General features: G+C 66.5%; 14 protein-coding genes and 1 pseudogene. 5 read left to right on the top strand and 10 right to left on the bottom strand.

What is annotated here, in order from left to right; all coding sequences use genetic code 11:
* Positions 1-38 precede the first annotated feature (38 nt).
* On the bottom strand, positions 39-2,564 hold the full coding sequence (locus tag BMY29_RS16800; RefSeq protein ID WP_049990711.1) for a DEAD/DEAH box helicase: 2,526 nt from the start codon (positions 2,562-2,564) through the stop codon (positions 39-41).
* A gap of 157 nt (positions 2,565-2,721) precedes the next feature.
* On the opposite strand from BMY29_RS16800, the pseudogene BMY29_RS16795 reads away from it, so the two are divergent.
* A pseudogene (locus BMY29_RS16795) lies at positions 2,722-3,222 on the top strand (TspO/MBR family protein).
* A gap of 87 nt (positions 3,223-3,309) precedes the next feature.
* On the opposite strand, the gene BMY29_RS16790 reads toward BMY29_RS16795, so the two are convergent.
* From BMY29_RS16790 to BMY29_RS16780, 3 genes are all read right to left on the bottom strand, one after another.
* Entirely contained in the window at positions 3,310-3,894 is a 585-nt protein-coding gene (locus tag BMY29_RS16790) for a diacylglycerol/polyprenol kinase family protein (RefSeq protein ID WP_049990712.1), read from the bottom strand.
* Between the two features lie 100 nt (positions 3,895-3,994).
* The gene (gene glyS, locus BMY29_RS16785) at positions 3,995-5,773 is read right to left on the bottom strand and encodes a glycine--tRNA ligase (protein ID WP_049990713.1); all 1,779 of its coding nucleotides are present in this window, start codon (positions 5,771-5,773) and stop codon (positions 3,995-3,997) included.
* Positions 5,766-6,620 (bottom strand): CBS domain-containing protein, encoded by an 855-nt coding sequence (locus BMY29_RS16780; protein WP_049990714.1) that lies wholly within the window; start codon positions 6,618-6,620, stop codon positions 5,766-5,768. The genes glyS and BMY29_RS16780 overlap by 8 nt, the downstream gene beginning before the upstream one ends.
* Positions 6,621-6,753: 133 nt before the next feature.
* On the opposite strand from BMY29_RS16780, the gene BMY29_RS21245 reads away from it, so the two are divergent.
* Together BMY29_RS21245 and BMY29_RS16775 are read left to right on the top strand one after the other, a co-directional pair.
* A complete protein-coding gene (locus BMY29_RS21245; RefSeq protein WP_173424917.1) occupies positions 6,754-6,915 on the top strand; it encodes a DUF7556 family protein in 162 nt (53 codons plus the stop codon).
* Positions 6,916-7,056: 141 nt separating this feature from the next.
* Positions 7,057-7,569 (top strand): DUF7974 family protein, encoded by a 513-nt coding sequence (locus BMY29_RS16775; protein WP_049990715.1) that lies wholly within the window; start codon positions 7,057-7,059, stop codon positions 7,567-7,569.
* Between the two features lie 159 nt (positions 7,570-7,728).
* On the opposite strand, the gene BMY29_RS21240 is transcribed toward BMY29_RS16775, so the two are convergent.
* From BMY29_RS21240 to BMY29_RS16750, 6 genes are all read right to left on the bottom strand, one after another.
* Complete coding sequence (locus BMY29_RS21240; protein WP_173424918.1) at positions 7,729-7,884, bottom strand: hypothetical protein; 156 nt, start codon at positions 7,882-7,884, stop codon at positions 7,729-7,731.
* A 230-nt stretch (positions 7,885-8,114) separates the two neighbouring features.
* Positions 8,115-9,455: an ABC transporter ATP-binding protein gene (locus BMY29_RS16770; protein ID WP_049990753.1), complete on the bottom strand. Its 1,341-nt coding sequence runs from the start codon at positions 9,453-9,455 to the stop codon at positions 8,115-8,117.
* The gene (locus tag BMY29_RS16765; RefSeq protein ID WP_049990716.1) at positions 9,448-10,611 is read right to left on the bottom strand and encodes an ABC transporter ATP-binding protein; all 1,164 of its coding nucleotides are present in this window, start codon (positions 10,609-10,611) and stop codon (positions 9,448-9,450) included. The genes BMY29_RS16770 and BMY29_RS16765 overlap by 8 nt, the downstream gene beginning before the upstream one ends.
* 3 nt (positions 10,612-10,614) lie before the next feature.
* Positions 10,615-11,646, bottom strand: a complete 1,032-nt coding sequence (locus tag BMY29_RS16760) for an ABC transporter permease (RefSeq protein WP_049990717.1) — start codon at positions 11,644-11,646, stop codon at positions 10,615-10,617.
* 2 nt (positions 11,647-11,648) lie between these two features.
* Positions 11,649-12,650 (bottom strand): ABC transporter permease, encoded by a 1,002-nt coding sequence (locus BMY29_RS16755; protein ID WP_049990718.1) that lies wholly within the window; start codon positions 12,648-12,650, stop codon positions 11,649-11,651.
* Between the two features lie 99 nt (positions 12,651-12,749).
* Positions 12,750-14,333 (bottom strand): ABC transporter substrate-binding protein, encoded by a 1,584-nt coding sequence (locus tag BMY29_RS16750; RefSeq protein ID WP_049990719.1) that lies wholly within the window; start codon positions 14,331-14,333, stop codon positions 12,750-12,752.
* A 206-nt stretch (positions 14,334-14,539) separates the two neighbouring features.
* Between BMY29_RS16750 and BMY29_RS16745 the strand changes: the two genes are divergently transcribed.
* A complete protein-coding gene (locus BMY29_RS16745; RefSeq protein WP_049990720.1) occupies positions 14,540-14,959 on the top strand; it encodes a PPC domain-containing DNA-binding protein in 420 nt (139 codons plus the stop codon).
* Between the two features lies 1 nt (position 14,960).
* Positions 14,961-18,623, top strand: coding sequence for a DNA polymerase II large subunit (locus BMY29_RS16740; protein ID WP_049990721.1), 3,663 nt, complete (start codon positions 14,961-14,963; stop codon positions 18,621-18,623).
* Positions 18,624-18,644: the final 21 nt, after the last annotated feature.

Genomic DNA, 18,644 nt, shown 5'->3' with positions numbered 1-18,644 from the left:
CCGTCACGATCGACTCCCGACATGGGACCGGGAGCGACCTATCCAGCGTAGTCGCTCCCGACGACGTCCCGGATCCGCTCGGCGGTCACCTGCCCGACGCCGTCGGCGTCCTGCAACTCGTCTTCGGTCGCGATCATTACGGCTTCGACCGTCCCGAACTCCTCGAGCAACGAGCGCGCGGTGACGGGACCGATTTCGGCGATCGAGGCGACGACGTACTCCTGCTGTTCGCTCAAGGTCTTGCTGCCCTTCTCGCCGTGGACCGACACCTCCCTGTCCGAGAGGTCCTGTTCCCGGCCGGCGATCACCGCCAGGAGGTCGGTCGTGTCGGCCTCGCTCTCGGTCCGCAGCACGCTCGCGCCGAAGTCGACCGCGAGGCTCGAGAGCGCCCCGCGGACCGCGTTCGGGTGAATGTCTCGCTGTTCGTACAGTCCGTCTCCCTCGACGATCACGATCGGCCGCGAGTAGTGGCGGGCCATCGCACCGACCTGGTCGAAGATCGACCGGTCGCCGCCGACCAGGGAGTCGACGAAGTCAGCGACGGACTTGCGCTCGACGACGACGCGGTCCGAGCAGATGTAGTCGCCGACGTCGAGCGTCTCGAGGCGAACCTCCATCTCCTCGCGCCGCGAGAGGTCGCGGGCGATGTTGGCGTCCATCTCCCGCTGGTCGGCGACGATCTCGACGGCCTCGCCCTCGGCGTGGGGTTCGTGGGTCTCGACGGACTCAGTGTCGCTGCTCCCGTCCCCATCCGTGCCCGCGTCGTCGTCTCCGCCCGCAGTCGGTTCGTCGCCTGGCGCGTTCTCGTCTCCGTCCCCGTCCTCGTCCGTCTCCGATTCGGTAAAGTCACGCAGTCCCGACCGTGTCGAACCCCCTTCACTTCCACTGGAGGAATCGCCGACGTCACCGGAATCGGCGCCTTTCTCGTTCACTTTCACGTCGCGCTTCCCGTCGGCGTCCTCGCCCTCGAAGTCCGCCAGCGACTGCTGGGAGTCGTCCAGTTCTTCCTCGAGGTCGTCGGCCATCCCCTTCAAGTCGCGTAGCTCCGACTCCATCTCCTTCTCGCGGCGCCGGGAGATCCAGAAGTAGGCCTCGTCGCGGGTGTCCTCGGCCATGAGGACGACGACTCGACCCTCAGACTGGCGTCCCGTCCGGCCCTTCCGCTGGATCGAGCGAATCGCGGTCGGGACCGGCTCGTAGAACAGCACCAGGTCGACCTCGGGTACGTCTAGTCCCTCCTCGGCGACCGACGTCGAGACGAGCACCTCGAACTCCCCGGCGCGGAATTCGTCTAAGACCTCCTGCTGTTCTTTCTGGGTCATCCCGTCGGAGCCCTCGCGGTCGCCCTGACCGACGAACCGCTTCGCGTCGACGCTCTCCGCGAGGAAGTCCGTCAGCGCCTCGGCCGTGTCCCGCGACTCCGTGAAGACGATCACGCGCTCGCCGCCCTCGAGCCCGAGCGTCTCGGCGAGCAGCATCCTGGTCTTGCGGTACTTGGGATGAATCTCGTCGAAGTTCTCGGCCTTCCGCATCGCCTCGCGGACCCGCGGGTCCGAGACCATCCGCTGGCTCGCCTTCGACGCGCCCGAGGAGCGCGCCTGGTTGCGCTGGCGCTCGAAGTATCGCCGGACCGCTTCGACGCTCTGGGTCTCGACGAGCGTGACGGCCTGGCGGAGCTTCATCACCTCGGCGTGGATCGACATCCCCTCGAACCCCTCGGACTGGTCGTTGTTGATCAGCTGCTGGAGTTCGGCCCGCATCCGGTTCAGGTCCTTCTGGGACTGGTCGGGTTGGGTCGAACTCGCCACGCCCAACTCTTTGAGCTTCTCGAGGCGTTCCTTGATGACGTCGTTTAACGCGTCCCGGATCTCGAGGACTTCCTCGGGGAGGTCGATGCGCTCCCACTCGACCTCGGTGTCGTGGGTGAACTCGTCGACGTCGGCGTCCTCCTCGGTCATCACCTCGACCTCGTGAATGCCGAGGTTCTCGCAGACTTCGAGGATGGCCTCCTCGTCGCCGCCGGGCGAGGCGCTCATGCCGGTCACGAGCGGCTCGCGAGCGTCTTCGTGGTAGCGCTCGGCGATGTAGTTGTAGGCGTAGTCGCCGGTCGCGCGATGGCACTCGTCGAAGGTGCAGTGGGTGACGTCGGATAGCGAGATCCGGCTCCCGACCAGGTCGTTCTCGATCACCTGCGGGGTGGCCATCACCACGGTCGACTCCTCCCAGAGGGCGGCCCGCTCGTCGGGGCTGACGTCGCCGGTGAAGACGACGATCTCCTCGTCGGGGATCTGCAGTGCCTCCCGGTAGAAGTCCGCGTGCTGCTGGACGAGGGGCTTCGTCGGGGCGAGCATCAGCGACTTCCCGCCGGCCTCCTCGAGCCGGCGTGCGGTGACCAGCAGGCTGACCGTCGTCTTCCCCAGCCCGGTGGGGAGACAGACGAGGGTGTGGTCGTTCGCGGCCGTGCCCGCGAGTTTCAGCTGGTAGAGTCGTCGCTCGAGAAAGTCGGGTTCGAGTAGCGGATGCTCGATAGACGGCGGCTCCGCGTCCTCGTCCGTCGCTGCCATTACGGGGCGTTCATCCCGGCTGTGAATAAGGGTTCGCGTATCGCGGTGAAAGTGAAACGTCGGACGGGCGGCCGATCGATCGCGTTTGCGCGGCTCCGGGCAGTTCGTTCGCGCCCGGCGGTCACCGGTATAAGTCCGCTGGCGTCCTATCGGCGGTATGGAAACCGGAACGCTCACCGACCGCCGACCGGACGCCGGGTCGATCCTCACCGCGATCGGGTTCGTCGCCCTCGTCAACCTCGTCGGCGCGGCGCCCAGCGCCGTCGCCTCACCCGATACGCCGTGATTCCGCGCGCTCGAGAAACCGTGGTTCTACCCGCCCGACCTCGCGTTCCCGGTCGTCTGGACGCTGCTCTTTACCCTGCTCGGGATCGCGCTGTGGCTCGCCTGGCGAAGCGACGCCGACGGCCGCCGCCTGGCGCTGGGACTGTTCGCCGTCCAGATGCTGTTCAACGTCGCCTGGACGCCGGCATTCTTCGCGCTCGAGGCGCCGTTGCTCGCGCTCGGGATTGTCATCGTCCTCTGGCTCCTCGTCGCGGCAACTGTCGTCGCCTTCCGTCGGGTCGATCGCCGCGCCGCGGCGCTCCTCGTGCCGTATCTCGCGTGGATCACCTTCGCGGCGGTGCTCAATTTCGAACTCTGGCGACTGAACGCCTGAGTGGGCGCTCGCCATCTTCGCTCGGCCAGCACGGCGCACAGAACCGCTCCGTCGCATCCCGACCGCGGAGGCGGGCGCCGGACGCGGTCACGCCGGCGCGAACTCGAGAACCAGGTACGCCAGGACGGCGGCGTAGATCGGGATCGTCAGGTTGTCGTCGACGATGTAGCTGCGGATCTCGAGGGTGACGCCGTCGGCGATCGTCGCGCCGAGGGCGGCGACCAGCGCCGCCGCCAGCGGAAGGAACGGGATTGCGATCACCGTCGAGACGAGGAACATCGTGATCAGCACTTTCGGCGACTTGATCCGCTGGAGCGTGTTGTCCGAGACCGTGCCGCTAATCGGGTCGCCGAGCGCGAGCATCAACATTGCGGGAAGCGCGATATCCGGTTCGAAGGCGACCACGACGGCGGCCATGCTGATCAGGTAGAGCGCGTAGGCGGCGGGGTTGTCCTGCTCGTACTCGCGAGTGAGCACGTCGTAGAGCCGCCAGTCGAGGCCGATCTGCAACCGGATGAACTCGAGGACGAGCGCCCCGGCTGCGAGAACGATCATGAGGACCCGAAACCGGCCCCAGGTCAGCCCGAGATCGAGAGCGTCGGCGAGCAGATAGAGCGCGACCAGGCCCGAGCCGCTGGCGTGGACGAGTCGCCGCTTCAGTTCGTCGGCCATCACGTCGAGCCTCGGGGGATGTGACCTTCAGTCCGTCGGTTAGTTCTCCCGAGCGCTATATATTATATAAAAGATCCGCGGGGTCGGGGCCGTCCGTGGCCTACTCTTCGAGGTCGTCGAACGCGATGTCGCCGGCGCGCAGCGCCGACAGCGTCTCGGGGAGGTCGTCGATTGGCAGGCGCTTCTGGGCGGTCGTGTCGCGCTCGCGGACGGTCACGGCCTGATCGTCTACGCTCTCGTAGTCGACGGTCACGCAGAACGGCGTGCCGACCTCGTCCTGGCGGCGGTAGCGCCGGCCGATGTTGCCCGAGTCGTCGTAGGTGACCGACAGGCCCGCCTCGCGCAGGTCGGCGGCGATCTCCTGCGCTTCGGTCTCGAGGTCGTCGTCGCTTTGCAGCGGGAAGACGCCGACGAAGGTCGGCGCGACCTCCGGCTCGAGTTCGAGGTAGGTCCGCTCCTCGCCGTCGACCTCGTCCTCGCGGTAGGCGTGGTGGAGGACGGTGTAGACCAGGCGGTCGACGCCGAAGGAAGGCTCGATCACGTGGGGCGTAATGTGCTCGCCGGCCTCAGTCTGTTCCTCGACCGCGAAGCCGGTCTTCTCGACGGGGATCTCGTTAGTCTCGCCCTCGAGATCGACCGCGACGGCGTCACCGTCGAAGGCCGAGCGATCGCGGGCCGCCAGGTCCTCGAGCTTCTGGACGACGGTCTGAGCGTCGCCGCCGAACTCGGGACCGAGGTAGCTCATGTCGGGGTCGACCGTGGCGCGCTCGACGGTCTTAGGTTCGTCGTACTGCTTGAAGATCGTGAACCGATCGCCGGAGTGATCGCCGTGCTTCGAGAGGTCGTAGTCGCCGCGGTGGGCGAAGCCGGCCATCTCGATCCAGTTGCCGTCGATCTCGCTTTCGGCGTCCCAGCAGTCGCTGGCGTAGTGGGCCCGCTCGCCCGAGAGGTGCTGGCGGAACCGAAACCGGTCCATGTCGACGCCGACCGCGTCGTACCACGGCTTGGCGACGCCGAGGAAGTACGCGACCCACGGACTGGTGATGACGCCCTCGTCGACAGCCTCGCCGATCGTCGTCTCGATCTCCGCGCCGTCCTCTGCCTGCTGCTCGTTCGCCGGGTAGAGGGTCACCTCGACGTCCTCGACGCCCGAGAGGTCCGGCTCGTCGGCCTCGGGGTCGATGAAGTACTCGAGTTCGGCCTGGGTGAACTCCCGGGTCCGGATGATCGAGCGCCGCGGGCTGATCTCGTTGCGGTAGGCGCGGCCGATCTGGGTCACGCCGAAGGGCAGCTGGTTGCGCGCGTACTCCTTCAGCCGCGGGAACTCGACGAAGATGCCCTGTGCTGTCTCCGGGCGCAGGTAACCCGGCTGGGAGTCGCCGGGGCCGATGTTCGTCGCGAACATGAGGTTAAAGGCCTCGACGGCCTGGCCGGCCAGGCCCGCGCCGCAGTTCGGACAGACGAGTTCGTACTCGGCGATGACCTCCTCCACTTCCGGAATGGGGAGGCTCTCGGCGTCCTCGTACTCCGTCTCGTCCTCGACGACGTGGTCCGCGCGGTGGCTCTCGCCGCACTCCGGACATTCGACGAGCATGTCGTCGAAGCCGTCGAGGTGGCCCGACGCCTCGAAGACAGGCTCGGGCATGATCGTCGGCGCGTCGATCTCCATGTTGCCCTCGGCGACGGCGAAGCGCTCGCGCCAGTCGTCCTCGACGTTGCCCTTCAGGGCCGCGCCCTGGGGACCGAAGGTATAGAAGCCGCCGACGCCGCCGTAGGCGCCGCTCGACTGGAAGAAGTAACCCCGCCGCTTGGCCAGTTCGGTCAGTTTTTCGCTCGTCGATTCGTCCGGGCTCGCGTCCGCATGTTCTTGCTCACTCATAGAGTGCCTCCAGAAGATCGACGTCACAGATGATGCCGACGAGCTGTTCGCCCGTCACCATCGGGATCTGCTCGATGTCGTGGTTGATCATCCGCTGTGCGGCTTCCTGCAGCGACGTGTCGGCCGACGCGGTGACGATGTCGTCGCTCATGAACTCCCGGACCGGGCCCGTCGGGATCTCGATGTCCCGCGTGGGGAGATAGCGGCTTCCGACGGCCTTGATCCCCTCCCAGGACCAGTCGTCGTCCTGGTCGGCGAAGTTGTCGCCCGTCTCCTCCTCGCCCTCGACGATCCGGGCGACGTCGATGATGTCGACCTCCGTCAGGACGCCGCTCATCCGCCCGCCGTCGCCCAGCGCGACGGTGTAGGGGACGTTCGCGTACGAGAGTTCGCGCTCGGCGACGGTCAGGGGCGTCCCCTCGTAGGTCGTGTTCACGTTCTCGCTGGCGTAGCCCTCGACGGTGCCCTCGGTTTCCTGATCGCCCGCCGCGATCGCGTGGATCACGTCGGTCACCGTGACGATGCCCTCGAACTCGCCGTCGACGACGGGGACGCGACGCGCGCCCTCCTCGACCATCGTGCGCGCGACGTCCTCGAGGCTCGTCCCGGCGGTCGTCGTCGGGACCTCCTCTTCCATCAGCATGACGAGTTGGTCCTCGTCCGGCTGTTCGATCAGGGACTCTCGCGAGACCAGGCCGCGGTACTCGAGCCCCTCGTCGATCTCCTTGACGACCGGGACCGAGGAGAACGGCCGCTCCTGCAGGTACTCGAGCACGTCGGTCCGAGTGCCCGGCAGTTCGACGGTCACCACGTCTTCGCGGGGCGTCATCGCGTCGGCCACGTTCATATCCCGTCGGTACGGCGAAAATGAGTATAAACCCAGTGTTTCATACGCCGGTACGCGTCCGATTTCCGATCGGTATCATTATCGGACAGTTCGATTCGATGACTTTATATGCACTTGAGTGACAGTCACATACATGGCGACGAACCCCCACGCCATGCCGTCCGACGATACCATCGTCGGTTCGATCGATTCCACGGCCGCGAGCGACGAGTACGTCATCGCAGATATCTCCGCCGACGGCGCCTGGTTGTCGATGGAGGCTGACGACGCGCCGACGCTGCCGGCCTGGCGATAACTGGGGGTGGGGATTCGGATTTTCGCGCGGCGTCGCGGGTTTCGCTCCGTTCGGTCGCGAACGGTCGCGCCCGACTCCGCGCGCTGTACTGTGCCGCGACCGACCCGTACCGTTTTGGCGTCCGCGCCGTTCGTGTCGCTCATGCGCGGTTCTCGACGCCGACGGGACGCGAGCGACGTCGACGCGTTCGGATTCGACGGCGACGGCTCGCGGCGCTCCGTTGTCACGTTCCTCGCGGGCCTGGTCCCGCCGGCGGTCGCGCGCCGGGCGGTCACCGTCTCCGTCGCGACCGATCGGGACGTCTACGAGCGCGACGACCCGGTCGAAATCACCGTCGAGTTCGCGAATCGGCTCCCCGTTCCGGTCGAACTCCCGACGCCCCGTCAGCGCCGGTGGGGCTGGAGCGTCGACGGCGAACTCGAAGCCAGCGACGAGCGCCGGTACACCCGGGAGCGGCCCGCCTCGTTCGGCTTCCGCGGCGGCGAGCGAAAGCGCGTCTCGGTGACGTGGAACGGGCGCTTCGAGCGCGTTCGGTCCGGTGACAGACGGGAGTCCGTGCTTCCGGAACCAGGCGATCACGAGATCCGAGCGTTCGTCGCGACGCGCGAGAATCGGGCTCGGCCCGGCGACTCGACGACGATTACGATCCGCTGAGGGCGTCGCTATCGCGTCGAAAGAGACGTGTGACCGAGAGCGACGGATCGTCGCTCCCGGGAGAGAAATCGTCGGTCGTCCGCAACTCGCCGTGTGGTCTCGGTTCCCGCGGTGCGGAACCGGTGTGCGTCGTGCATTCTCGGTGGCGCTCCGTCCGACTTATCCAGTCAGGATGCCGCCCGCCGGTGCCTGCGTGTCGGGACGGCCGGTTTCGCTCGTCTGCACGCCCGAGAACGAGGGCGAGTGCTCGATCGTTCGCTGTACCTTCGCGCCGAATTTCGTGTGCGCTGCGAGGATGGCGAGTATCTTACTCATACACGAGTTAATAATGGCGTCATCACCTTAAGCATTTTTACGATGAACGATCGTGTTGGATAATCTCCGTTCGAAGATTAGTGAACGAGTCGCACGATCTCATTATTTCTCGTCGGTCATCGACCGGTCCGTATGTAAAAACGTCAGGGCCGGCGAAGATGGCGCTCTCCGTCGATTTGGTTCCGCCCTCCTTCGCCCTCGCTTATCGAATCGCCGCTCCGCCGCTCCCGTCACCGATGAAGATGGCACGCCGCGAAGTGCGTCCGCTCTCCCTCCCCGTACTCGGTCTCGAGTTCGTAGGCCGGCCGCTCGCGCGCACAGACGCTCTCCTCGGCGAAGGACTCGAGCAGGAGGTCGGTCGCCGCCGCCCAGCGCTCGGATTCGTCGTCGGCCTCGCGACCGGCCCCGCCGTCGGTCGCAACGAGTTCGATCGCTTCCTCGACGATCGAGCCCGCCTGGCCTCGCGGAAGCGCGCCGTCGAAGAACTCGGCCTGAATCTCGGCGGCCGGCATCGGTTCGAACGTCCGCCGTTTGACCGCTCGCATGAACGCTCGCGTCTGGGCCCACTCCTCGTCGGTCCACTCGTACTGGTCGGGGGCGATCAGGCGGGGACACCGCGTCCGGAACCGGCAGCCGGAGGGCGGATCGGCCGGGCTCGGCACCTCGCCCTCCAGAACGCCGCGGGCGTCGCTCCGTCGGGGATCGGGAACCGGTATCGAGTCGAGCAGCGCGCGGGTGTAGGGGTGCTGGGGGTTCTCGAACAGCTCCTCCTTGTCGGCGAGTTCGACGATGTGGCCGAGGTACATCACCGCCACGCGGTCGCTGATGTGGCGGATCACCGAGAGGTCGTGGGCGATGAAGAGGTAGGTGAGTCCGAACTCCTCCTGGAGCCGTTCCATCGTGTTCAGCACCTGCGCCTGGATGGAGACGTCCAGCGCGGAGACGGGTTCGTCGCAGACGACGAAGTCGGGATCGACCGACAGCGCCCGCGCCAGGTTGATCCGCTGGCGCTGGCCGCCGGAGAAGGCGTGGGGGTACCGGTTGTAGTGGCGCGGGTCGAGCCCCACCTTCTCGAGGAGGTTCTTCGCGCGGGCCTCCCGCCCCTCGTCGTCGAGCATCCCGTGGGCCCGCATCGGTTCCTCGACGATCTGGCCGACCTTCATCCGCGGATCGAGCGACGACTGGGGGTCCTGAAAGATCATCTGCATGTCCGAACGCGTCCGCCGAAGCTCCTCCCCGTCGAGGTCGGCCAGATTCTCGCCCTTGAAGTAGATGTCCCCCTCGGTCGGTTCGAGCAGCCGCAGGATCGTCCGCCCGAGCGTGCTCTTGCCGCAGCCGGACTCGCCGACCAGGCCGAGCGTCTCGCCTGGTCGGATCTCGAGCGAGACGTCGTCGACCGCCTTCACGAGTCCCGGGTCGACGGTGAACGGCGGAAACCGATCCGGGTCGTACTGCAGGCCCGCGAATAGCCCCGACTCCTGGGAGAAGTACTTCGTCACGCCGTCGAGTTCGAGCAGCGGACCGTCCCCGGCGTACCCGTCGTCGTCGCCCAGGCGGATGCCGCTACTCACGCCGGTCACCTCCGCCGTCGGCGCCGTCGGTTGCGTCGGCGGCCGGGTTCGCCGCGAGTTCCGACTCGGGTTCGTCGTCCCCCTCGGTCCCCTCGAGCGGCGGGCTCTCGTCGTAGCCGACGTCGAAGGCGTCGTGTTTCACGCAGGCCGCTCGGTGGGGCTCGCCGTCGGCGTCGGCGACGACCTTCGACTCGGGATGGACCCGCTTGCAGACCTCTCGAGCGTGGGGACAGCGCGGGTGGAACCGACAGCCGGGTGGCGGGTTGATCGCCTCCGGCATCACCCCCTCGATCGGCTCGAGGTCCTCGACGGTCCGGTCGGGCCGTGGAATCGAGTCGAGCAAGGCGTTCGTGTAGGGATGGTTGGTGTCGTAGAACAGGTCGTCGACGGGCGCCTGCTCGACGATCTCGCCGAGGTACATCACGTTCACCCGGTCGCAGATCTCCGCAACGACGCCCAGATCGTGGGTGACCCAGATGAAGCTCGTCCCGTACCGCTCCTGGAGTTCGTCCACGAGATCGATGATCTGGCCCTCGACGGTGACGTCCAGGGCCGTCGTCGGCTCGTCGGCGATGATGAGGCTAGGCTCGCAGGCTAAGGCCATCGCGATGAGCACGCGCTGGCGCATCCCGCCGGAGAACTGGTGGGGATACTCCTCGTAGCGCTGCTCGGGATCCGGAATCCCCACTTCACGGAGCATTTCGATCGCCTCCTCGCGGGCCTCGTCCTCGGGCAGCCCGCGGTTGAGTTCGATGAACTCGCGCAGTTGGCCGCCGACGGTGAAGACGGGGTTGAGCGACTCCATCGGGTCCTGAAAGATGACGGCGATCTCGTTGCCGCGAATCCGGGTGCGGATCTCCTCGTTCGAGAGCATGTCGTCGCGCTTCCGTAACTCGCCGTCGGGACCCTCCTCGAGGCCGAAGATGGTCTCGCCCTTGTAGGTGATCTCGCCGGCGACGATCTCGCCCGGGCTCTCGACGAGCCGCAGCAGGCTCATCGACGCGACGCTCTTGCCCGCGCCGCTCTCGCCGACCAGGCCGACGATCTCGCCCTCGCGGACTTCGAAGGAGATGCCGTCGACCGCGCGCACTGTTCCTGCCTCGGTGAAGAACTGCGTTTTGAGGTTCTCGACGCGAAGGAGTGGTTCGGAGCTCATGGATTAGTCTTCGATTCGGGGGTCGAGGGCGTCCTGCAGGCCGTCGCCGAACAGGTTGAAGCCCATGATGGTGATCATGATCGCCAGGCCGGGCCAGATCGAGAGCCAGACGTTCGAGTGCATGTAGCCGTGGGAGACGTTGAGCATCTGGCCCCAGTCGGGGGTCGGCGGCTGCGCGCCGTACCCGAGGAACGAGAGCCCGGCGACGATGAGGATCGTTACGCCGATCTGGAGCGTCGCGTACACCAGCACCGGCGCGAAGCTGTTCGGGACGACGTGTCGCATGATGATCTCGCGGTCCCGCACGCCGGCCGCGCGGGCCGCCTCGATGTAGTCCATCTCGCGAACGCTCAGGACCCGGCTTCGGATGATCCGGGCGAAGACGGGGACGAACGCGATCCCGACGCCAAGCACCGCGTACCAGATGTTCGCACCGCCGACGAAGACGGTGAAGACGATGATGAGGATCAGCGGCGGGATCGCGTAGACCGTCTCGACGACCCGCATCAGGACGTCGTCGACCCGGCCGCCGTAGTAGCCCGCGACGGCGCCGACGATCGTCCCGCCGGCCAGGCCGATGACCGTCGAGACGATCCCGACGAACACCGACACCTGCGTGCCGTAGACGATCCTGGTGAAGTAGTCCCGTCCGGTATGGTCGGTCCCGAGCGGATGGTCGAGCGTGCCGCCCGCCGGCAGCGGATTCCACGACTGCTCGGCCAGCGGGAAGTACGGCGGCAGGTGCTGTCGCCCCTCGCCAGGCGGCGGGATGTGCGTAGGGTGGTCGAAGATCGGGAGCAGCCTGGCGAACGTAAAGTCCGACAGGAGCCCGAACGTGAGCAGGGAGAGATTGCTGTCGACGACGGCGTAGATCGCGACGAACAGCACGAACGAGACGATGTACAGCCCCCAGCGGGCCGTCGTGTCTTGTTTGATCCGCGCGACGGTGTACTGCCAGCCGACGCGGGCTTCGACCTCGTCGTCCTCGGTCGTCGAGTCGGTGCCGCTCTCGAGTTGTGATTCGCCGACTGCCATGGTTAGTCACGGTCTCCGTAGGTGACGCGCGGGTCGACGTACGCGTACGAGATGTCGGTGACGATGACCCCGACCACGAACAGGAGGCCGAGCATCATCGTGACGCCCATCACGAGTTGGTAGTCGTTCTGGGAGATCGCGTTGACGAACAGCCGACCCATGCCGTTGATGTTGAACACCGTCTCGACCAGCACCGCGCCCCCGATCGCCGTCGACAGGTTGAGGCCGACGATGGTGATGATCGGCAGCTGTGCGACCTGGAAGGCGTGCTTTCGCAGGATCGTCCGCTCGGGCACGCCGTACGCGCGGGCCAGTTTGACGTACTCGCCCTGGAGCGACTCGATCATCTGGGTGCGCTCGACGCGCATGATCGTCGCCATCTGGAGGGTTCCCAGCGCGATCATCGGCAACAGCAGGTGTCTGAGCGACTGGTAGTACAGTTCGAGGTGCCCGTCGATCCCTCGATAGGACTCGGGCGGCCGCCAGGGGTAGATGAGCCCGCTCGAGGGGAGCCAGCCGAGTTTGACCGCGAAGATCAGGATCAGGACGATCCCGATCCAGAACGACGGGGTGCTGACGCCGACGAGCGCGGCGATCCGCGAGACGTGATCGGTCGGTTCGTTGCGCTTGTTGGCGGCGACGATCCCGAGGGGGATGGCCGTCGCGAGCGCGAACGCGTACGCCGACACGACCAGCAACAGGGTCGGGCCGAGCCGCTCGACGATCAGGGCCGCGACCGGCCGCTGGTGGTGGATGCTCTGGCCGAGATCGCCCTGTAACAGGCCGGTCATGTACGTCACGTATCGCTCGTGGAGCGGCCTGTCGAGCCCGTAGCGCCGTTCGATCATCCTGATCAGCTCCTCGTCGTGCTCCTGGCCCTGGAGCATGAGGCTGACGGGGTCGCCCGGGCCCAGGTTCGCGAGCAGGAACGTGATGATCGAGATCCCGATCAGGACGGGGATCGCCTGCAGGAGCCTGTATATCGTGTACTTGAGTAGTTTCATGGGTCCACGAGTCGATCGGTGTCGGTCGTCTCGTCGCCGTCGTCCGAGCGTCGACGGCGGAAACCGGTGGGTGTCTCCGCTCCCGGTTCCGTTTCCGTCTCACTCCATCGATACGTTCGTGTAGTCCGTGATGAGCGGCGGATTGTTGGTGACCTCCGGATGCGCCTGCAAGTCCTCGACGTAGTCGCGCGAGGCCATCGTGTTATCCTCCGTGAACGCGGGCAACACGGGCAGTTGCTCGACGATCTCCCGGATCACAGGCTCGTAGATGTCGTACCGCTCCTCCTGATCGGCCGAGTTGCGCCCCTCGACGATCGCGTCGTGGAACCCGTCGCTGCCCTCGTAGAAGTGGCCCTGATTGATCTCCGCCTGGCTCTCGTGGAACAGCGAGTAGAGGTAGAAGTCCGGGTCGGGGCCGCCGGTCCAGCCCAGCAGGTACATCTGGTAGTCGTCGGCGCTTCCGGTGGTGTACGTATCGACCAGGGTCGCGAAGTCCAGCACCTGCACGTCGGCCCCGTAGCCGATCTCGTCGAGCCTGGTGGCGACTCGCTCGGCGAGTTGCGCACGGATCCCCTCCGGCGTGATGATCGTCGGCGTGAAGTCGTCGGGCGCGTGCTCGTCGAGCAGCGACTGGGCCTCGTCGGGGTCGTACTCCGGCAGCAGCTCCTGGTACTCCTCCTCGGGGAACTCCCAGACCTCGTTGACGACCGGCGGGATCGGGCTGTACATCGGCGAAGTGACGTTCGCGGCGTTGGACTCGATGAAGTCATCGAGCGAGAACGAGTGGGCGATCGCCCGTCGCACCTCCGGGTTGGTCGTCGGCCCCTCGTTGCAGTTGAACGCCATGTACATGAAGCTCGGACTCTCGGCCGAGTGGAGATTGACCCCGTCCTCCCCCTCGAGAACGTCCCAGTCGTCGTTCGGGATCCCGGCCATGGCGTCGGTGTTCTCGGCCCGAATGTCGGAGACACGACCCGCCTCGTCGTCGTGGGCCTCGAAGCGGACCCGCTCGAGGTTCGGCTCCAGGTCGTCCCAGTAGTCGTCCCACCGCTCGATTTCGACGTACTCGTTCTCCTGGAGGTCGGCGAACTCGAATGGGCCGGTGCCGACCGGATCCGTGTTGAACGCGTCGCGGTCCTCGGTCCGCACCGCCTCGGGGACGACCGTCACGGCCATCGTCTGGAGTTCGAACGGCCCGTAGGGGTCCTCGCCGAGGTCGACCTGCAGTTGGTAGTCGTCGACGACCTCGGTGCTCTCGATCATGTCGTACTCGGGAGCGTTCTCCGTCTCCTCCTCGACGGGCGCGGTAAACGAGTGCGCGACGTCCGACGCGGTCACCTCGTCGCCGTTGTGGAACTCCACCCCTTCCTGGATTTCGAAGATGTACCTGGTCCCGTCGCGCTCGACGGTCGGCTCGCCCGTCGCGATCTTCGGCTGGAGTTCTAACCCCTCGTCGAACTCGTAGAGGCCGTCGAAGACCAGGTTGATCACCTGAAAACTGTAGGCGTCGTTCGAGATGACGGGATCGAAGTTCTCCTCGCGGGACTGCTCCTGCGTGAAGTGAAACGTCTCCCCGTCCCCGGATCCTCCCCCACCGATGCACCCTGCGATCGCCGCCGCAGTGACGGCGGCGCCCGACGCGAGCAGCCGGCGTCGCTGTAACTGAATCTGGTTCGATACCATCCTGGTAGATGGTATCATCGAACCCATTTTGGTATCAACAGAGTAAGGCGTGCAAATCGGAAGTTACTAACGGATAATACGCAGAATACCGGCCGCTCCGGGTCGGCACGTGTCCATCGATGGACGGTTCTGTGCACTACCGCCACGGCGGCACGCTCGAAACCGACCCGTGGTATTTTTCTTCCGGCCGGACACAGACCACTCGTATGAACTATCGTGCCGTCGAGACCACGGACGAGTACGTCGCCCGTCTCGAGAACGGTGCCGACTGGCGAGCGGAAATCGAGTCGCTCGCCGACGAGGTCGAGGCCGACGCCGCCTGGTTCACCGCGCTCGGCGCGGTTCAGGACGCCGAACTCTGGTTCTACGACCAGGACGAGTGCGAGTACTATCCCGTCGAGTTCGACGAGCCTCTCGAGGTCGCCAGCTGCGTCGGGAACGTCTCGTGGTTAGATGACGAGCGGTTCGCCCACACCCACGTGGTCCTCTCGGACGACGAGGGGGCCGCGTACGCCGGCCACCTGAACGAGGCGACGGTCTGGGCCGGCGAGGTCCACATGCGCGTCTTCGAGGAGCCCCTCGACCGCGAGTACGACGAGACGACCGAACTGGACCTCTGGCTCTGAGATGCGGTCGGAAGACGAACGGTACTTCCAGCGGCTCGAATTGCAACTCGACGAGGCCTTCGACGTGGCCGAGCGGGCCAAAGAGCGCGGCGCGGACCCGGTGCCCGAGGTCGAGATCCCGGTCGCCCAGGACATGGCCGACCGCGTCGAGAACATCCTCGGGATCGACGGCGTCGCCGAACGCGTCCGCGAACTCGAGGGAGAGATGTCCCGCGAGGAGGCCGCGCTCGAACTCGCGGAGGACTTCGCGGAGGGCCGGGTCGGCGATTACGAGACGAAAGCCGGCAAGGTCGAAGGCGCGGTTCGGACCGCAGTCGCCCTGTTGACCGAGGGGGTCGTCGCCGCGCCCATCGAGGGGATCGACAAGGTCGAGATCTTGGAGAACGACGACGGGACGGAGTTCGTCAACGTCTACTACGCCGGTCCGATCCGCTCCGCGGGCGGGACCGCCCAGGCGCTGTCCGTGCTCGTCGCCGACTACACCCGCGCGCTCGTCGGCATCGAACAGTACGACGCCCGCGAGGAGGAAATCGAACGCTACGCCGAGGAGGTCTCCCTCTACGACAAGGAGACCGGCCTCCAGTACACGCCGAAGGACAAGGAGACGAAGTTCATCGCGAAGCACATGCCGATCATGCTGGACGGCGAAGCGACGGGCGACGAGGAGGTCTCCGGCTTCCGCGACTTAGAGCGGGTCGACACCAACAGCGCCCGCGGTGGGATGTGTCTCGTCCTCGCGGAGGGGATCGCGCTGAAGGCCCCGAAGATCCAGCGCTACACTCGGAACTTGGACGAGGTCGACTGGCCGTGGCTCCAGGACCTCATCGACGGCACCTACTACGACGACGCGGCCGACGACGAAGACGAGACGGACGAAGAAAGCGCGGACGAAGAAGGAGACGAGTCCGCCGACGGCGACGAGGACGCGGCCGACGCTGACGGGGAGGACGACGCGCCCGACCCCGACGAACCGCAGGGCCCCCCGCGCGTCGACGAGTCGATGAAGTTCCTCCGAGACCTGATCGCCGGCCGCCCCGTCTTCTCTCATCCCTGCGCCGAGGGCGGTTTCAGACTACGCTACGGTCGCGCGCGCAACCACGGGTTCGCGACCGCCGGCGTCCACCCCGCCGCGATGCATCTGGTCGACGACTTCCTCGCGACGGGTACCCAGATCAAGACCGAACGCCCCGGCAAAGCGGCGGGGGTCGTCCCCGTCGACTCCATCGAGGGGCCGACCATCAAACTCGCCAACGGCGACGTCCGCCGGATCGACGACCCCGAGGACGCCCTCGAGATCAGAAACGGCGTCGAGAAGATCCTCGACCTCGGCGAGTACCTGGTCAACTACGGCGAGTTCGTCGAGAACAACCACCCGCTCGCGCCCGCCTCCTACACCTACGAGTGGTGGGTCCAGGACCTCGAAGCCGCAGGGGCTGACGTCCAGGCCCTGGAGGACGATCCGCGGATCGACCTCGAGTTCCCCGACCCCGAGATGGCCCTCGAGTTGGCCGCGGAGCACGACGCACCGCTCCACCCCGAGTATACCTACCTCTGGCACGATCTCTCGGTCGACGCCTTCTGCGACCTCGCGGCCGCAGTCGCCGACGGCCGGGTCGAGGGTACGGGCTCCGACGGCGACGATACGCTCGTTCTCGACTACGACGACGCCACCGCCGACGCCCTCGAGACGATCGTCATCGAACACCGCCAGCGCGCGGACGAGGACCGAATCGAGATCGACACCTGGCGCCCGTTCGTCCGCACCGTCGGCTGCGAGCCCCGCCAGGCGGTCGCCGACGGCGCCGCGTTGGATCCCGACCCCGACGAGCAGCGCCGGGAGCCGACCATCGAACTCGAGCGCACCTGGGCCGACGACGGTCTCTCCGAGCGCGCTCGAAACTGGGGCCACGACGAGGACGGCGACAACGCCATCGAGGCGGTCACCGAGGTTGCCCCCTTCGAGGTCCGCGAGCGCGCGCCCACCCGGATCGGCAACCGGATGGGTCGCCCCGAGAAGTCCGAGCGTCGCGACCTGAGCCCGCCGGTCCACACCCTCTTCCCGATCGGCGAGGCCGGCGGCGCCCAGCGCAACGTCGCCGACGCCGCCAGCCACGCCGAGACGATGTCGGACACGCCTGGCGTCGTCGAACTCCAGATCGGCCGCCAGCGCTGTGGGGCCTGCGGGACGGAGACGTTCAAGAACCGCTGTCCCGACTGCGGCGAGCGGACCGACCCCGACTACCGTTGTCCGGACTGCGACCAGTCGCTCGAACCCGACGACGCGGGCCGCGTCGAGTGCGACCGCTGCGAGCGCGAGGGGACCTGCGTCGAGACCCGCGAGATCGACGTCAAAGACGAGTTCCGCTCCGCTCTGGAGTCGGTCGGCGAGCGCGAGAACGCCTTCGAGATCCTGAAAGGCGTCAAGGGGCTGTCCTCGACGAACAAGATACCCGAACCTATCGAGAAGGGCGTTCTGCGGGCGAAACACGACGTGTCGGCGTTCAAGGACGGCACCGTCCGATACGACATGACCGACCTGCCCGTGACGTCGGTCCGGGCCAGCGAACTCGACGTCGACGTCGGCCAACTGCAGGCGCTGGGATACGAGGAGGATATCCACGGCGAACCGCTCACCCACGAGGACCAGCTGGTCGAGCTCAAGGTGCAGGACATCGTCCTCTCCGACGGCGCGGCCGAGCACATGATGCAGACCGCCGACTTCATCGACGACCTGTTGGAGCAGTACTACGGGCTCGCGTCGTTCTACGAACTCGACGAGCGGGACGATCTGGTCGGCGAACTCGTCTTCGGGATGGCGCCGCACACGAGCGCGGCAACTGTCGGAAGAGTGATTGGATTCACGAGCGCGGCCGTGGGATACGCTCATCCGTACTTTCACGCAGCGAAACGGCGCAATTGCGACGGTGACGAGGACTGCGTCATGCTCCTGCTCGACGGACTCCTCAACTTCAGTAAGTCTTTCCTGCCGGACAAGCGCGGGGGGAAGATGGACGCCCCGCTGGTCATGTCCTCGCGGATCGACCCCTCCGAGATCGACGACGAGGCCCACAACATGGACATCGTCTCGCAGTACCCCCGCGAGTTCTACGAGGCCACGCGGGAGCAGGCCGATCCCGGCGAGGTCGACGTCCAGATCGCGGAGGACACGCTCGGCACCGACGGCGAGTACACCGGCTTCGAGCACACCCACGACACCACCGACATCGCGATGGGGCCTGATCTCTCGGCGTACAAGACGCTGGGCTCGATGATGGAGAAGATGGACGCCCAACTCGAGCTATCCCGCAAGCTCGAGGCCGTCGACGAGACCGACGTCGCCGAGCGGGTCATCGAGTACCACTTCCTCCCGGACCTGATCGGCAACCTTCGGGCCTTCTCCCGACAGGAGACGCGGTGTCTCGACTGCAGCGAGAAGTTCCGCCGGATGCCGCTGACCGGCGAGTGCCGCGAGTGCGGGGGCCGCGTCAACCTCACCGTCCACAAAGGCTCCGTCAACAAGTATATGCAGACGGCGATCCAGGTCGCCGACGAGTACGACTGCCGAAAATACACGAAACAGCGGTTAGAGGTGCTCGAGCGGTCGCTCGAGAGTATCTTCGAGAACGACAAGAACAAGCAGTCGGGCATCGAGGACTTCATGTAGCGGACGGGTCGGCGACGTACG

The sequence above is a fragment of the Natrinema salifodinae genome (assembly GCF_900110455.1).
GTDB classification, from domain to species: domain Archaea; phylum Halobacteriota; class Halobacteria; order Halobacteriales; family Natrialbaceae; genus Natrinema; species Natrinema salifodinae.
This window is presented reverse-complemented; position numbering and strand designations above follow the sequence as displayed.

Excerpts from the sequence above, each read along its gene's own strand:
- BMY29_RS21245 (WP_173424917.1), top strand. The coding sequence starts at position 6,754 with ATGGCGACGAACCCCCACGCCATGCCGTCCGACGATACCATCGTCGGT.
- BMY29_RS16790 (WP_049990712.1), bottom strand. The coding sequence starts at position 3,894 with ATGGCCGACGAACTGAAGCGGCGACTCGTCCACGCCAGCGGCTCGGGC.
- BMY29_RS16745 (WP_049990720.1), top strand. The coding sequence starts at position 14,540 with ATGAACTATCGTGCCGTCGAGACCACGGACGAGTACGTCGCCCGTCTC.
- glyS (WP_049990713.1), bottom strand. The coding sequence starts at position 5,773 with ATGAGTGAGCAAGAACATGCGGACGCGAGCCCGGACGAATCGACGAGC.
- BMY29_RS21240 (WP_173424918.1), bottom strand. The coding sequence starts at position 7,884 with ATGAGTAAGATACTCGCCATCCTCGCAGCGCACACGAAATTCGGCGCG.
- BMY29_RS16765 (WP_049990716.1), bottom strand. The coding sequence starts at position 10,611 with ATGAGCTCCGAACCACTCCTTCGCGTCGAGAACCTCAAAACGCAGTTC.
- BMY29_RS16760 (WP_049990717.1), bottom strand. The coding sequence starts at position 11,646 with ATGGCAGTCGGCGAATCACAACTCGAGAGCGGCACCGACTCGACGACC.
- BMY29_RS16800 (WP_049990711.1), bottom strand. The coding sequence starts at position 2,564 with ATGGCAGCGACGGACGAGGACGCGGAGCCGCCGTCTATCGAGCATCCG.
- BMY29_RS16780 (WP_049990714.1), bottom strand. The coding sequence starts at position 6,620 with ATGAACGTGGCCGACGCGATGACGCCCCGCGAAGACGTGGTGACCGTC.
- BMY29_RS16750 (WP_049990719.1), bottom strand. The coding sequence starts at position 14,333 with ATGGTATCGAACCAGATTCAGTTACAGCGACGCCGGCTGCTCGCGTCG.
- BMY29_RS16740 (WP_049990721.1), top strand. The coding sequence starts at position 14,961 with ATGCGGTCGGAAGACGAACGGTACTTCCAGCGGCTCGAATTGCAACTC.
- BMY29_RS16755 (WP_049990718.1), bottom strand. The coding sequence starts at position 12,650 with ATGAAACTACTCAAGTACACGATATACAGGCTCCTGCAGGCGATCCCC.
- BMY29_RS16775 (WP_049990715.1), top strand. The coding sequence starts at position 7,057 with ATGCGCGGTTCTCGACGCCGACGGGACGCGAGCGACGTCGACGCGTTC.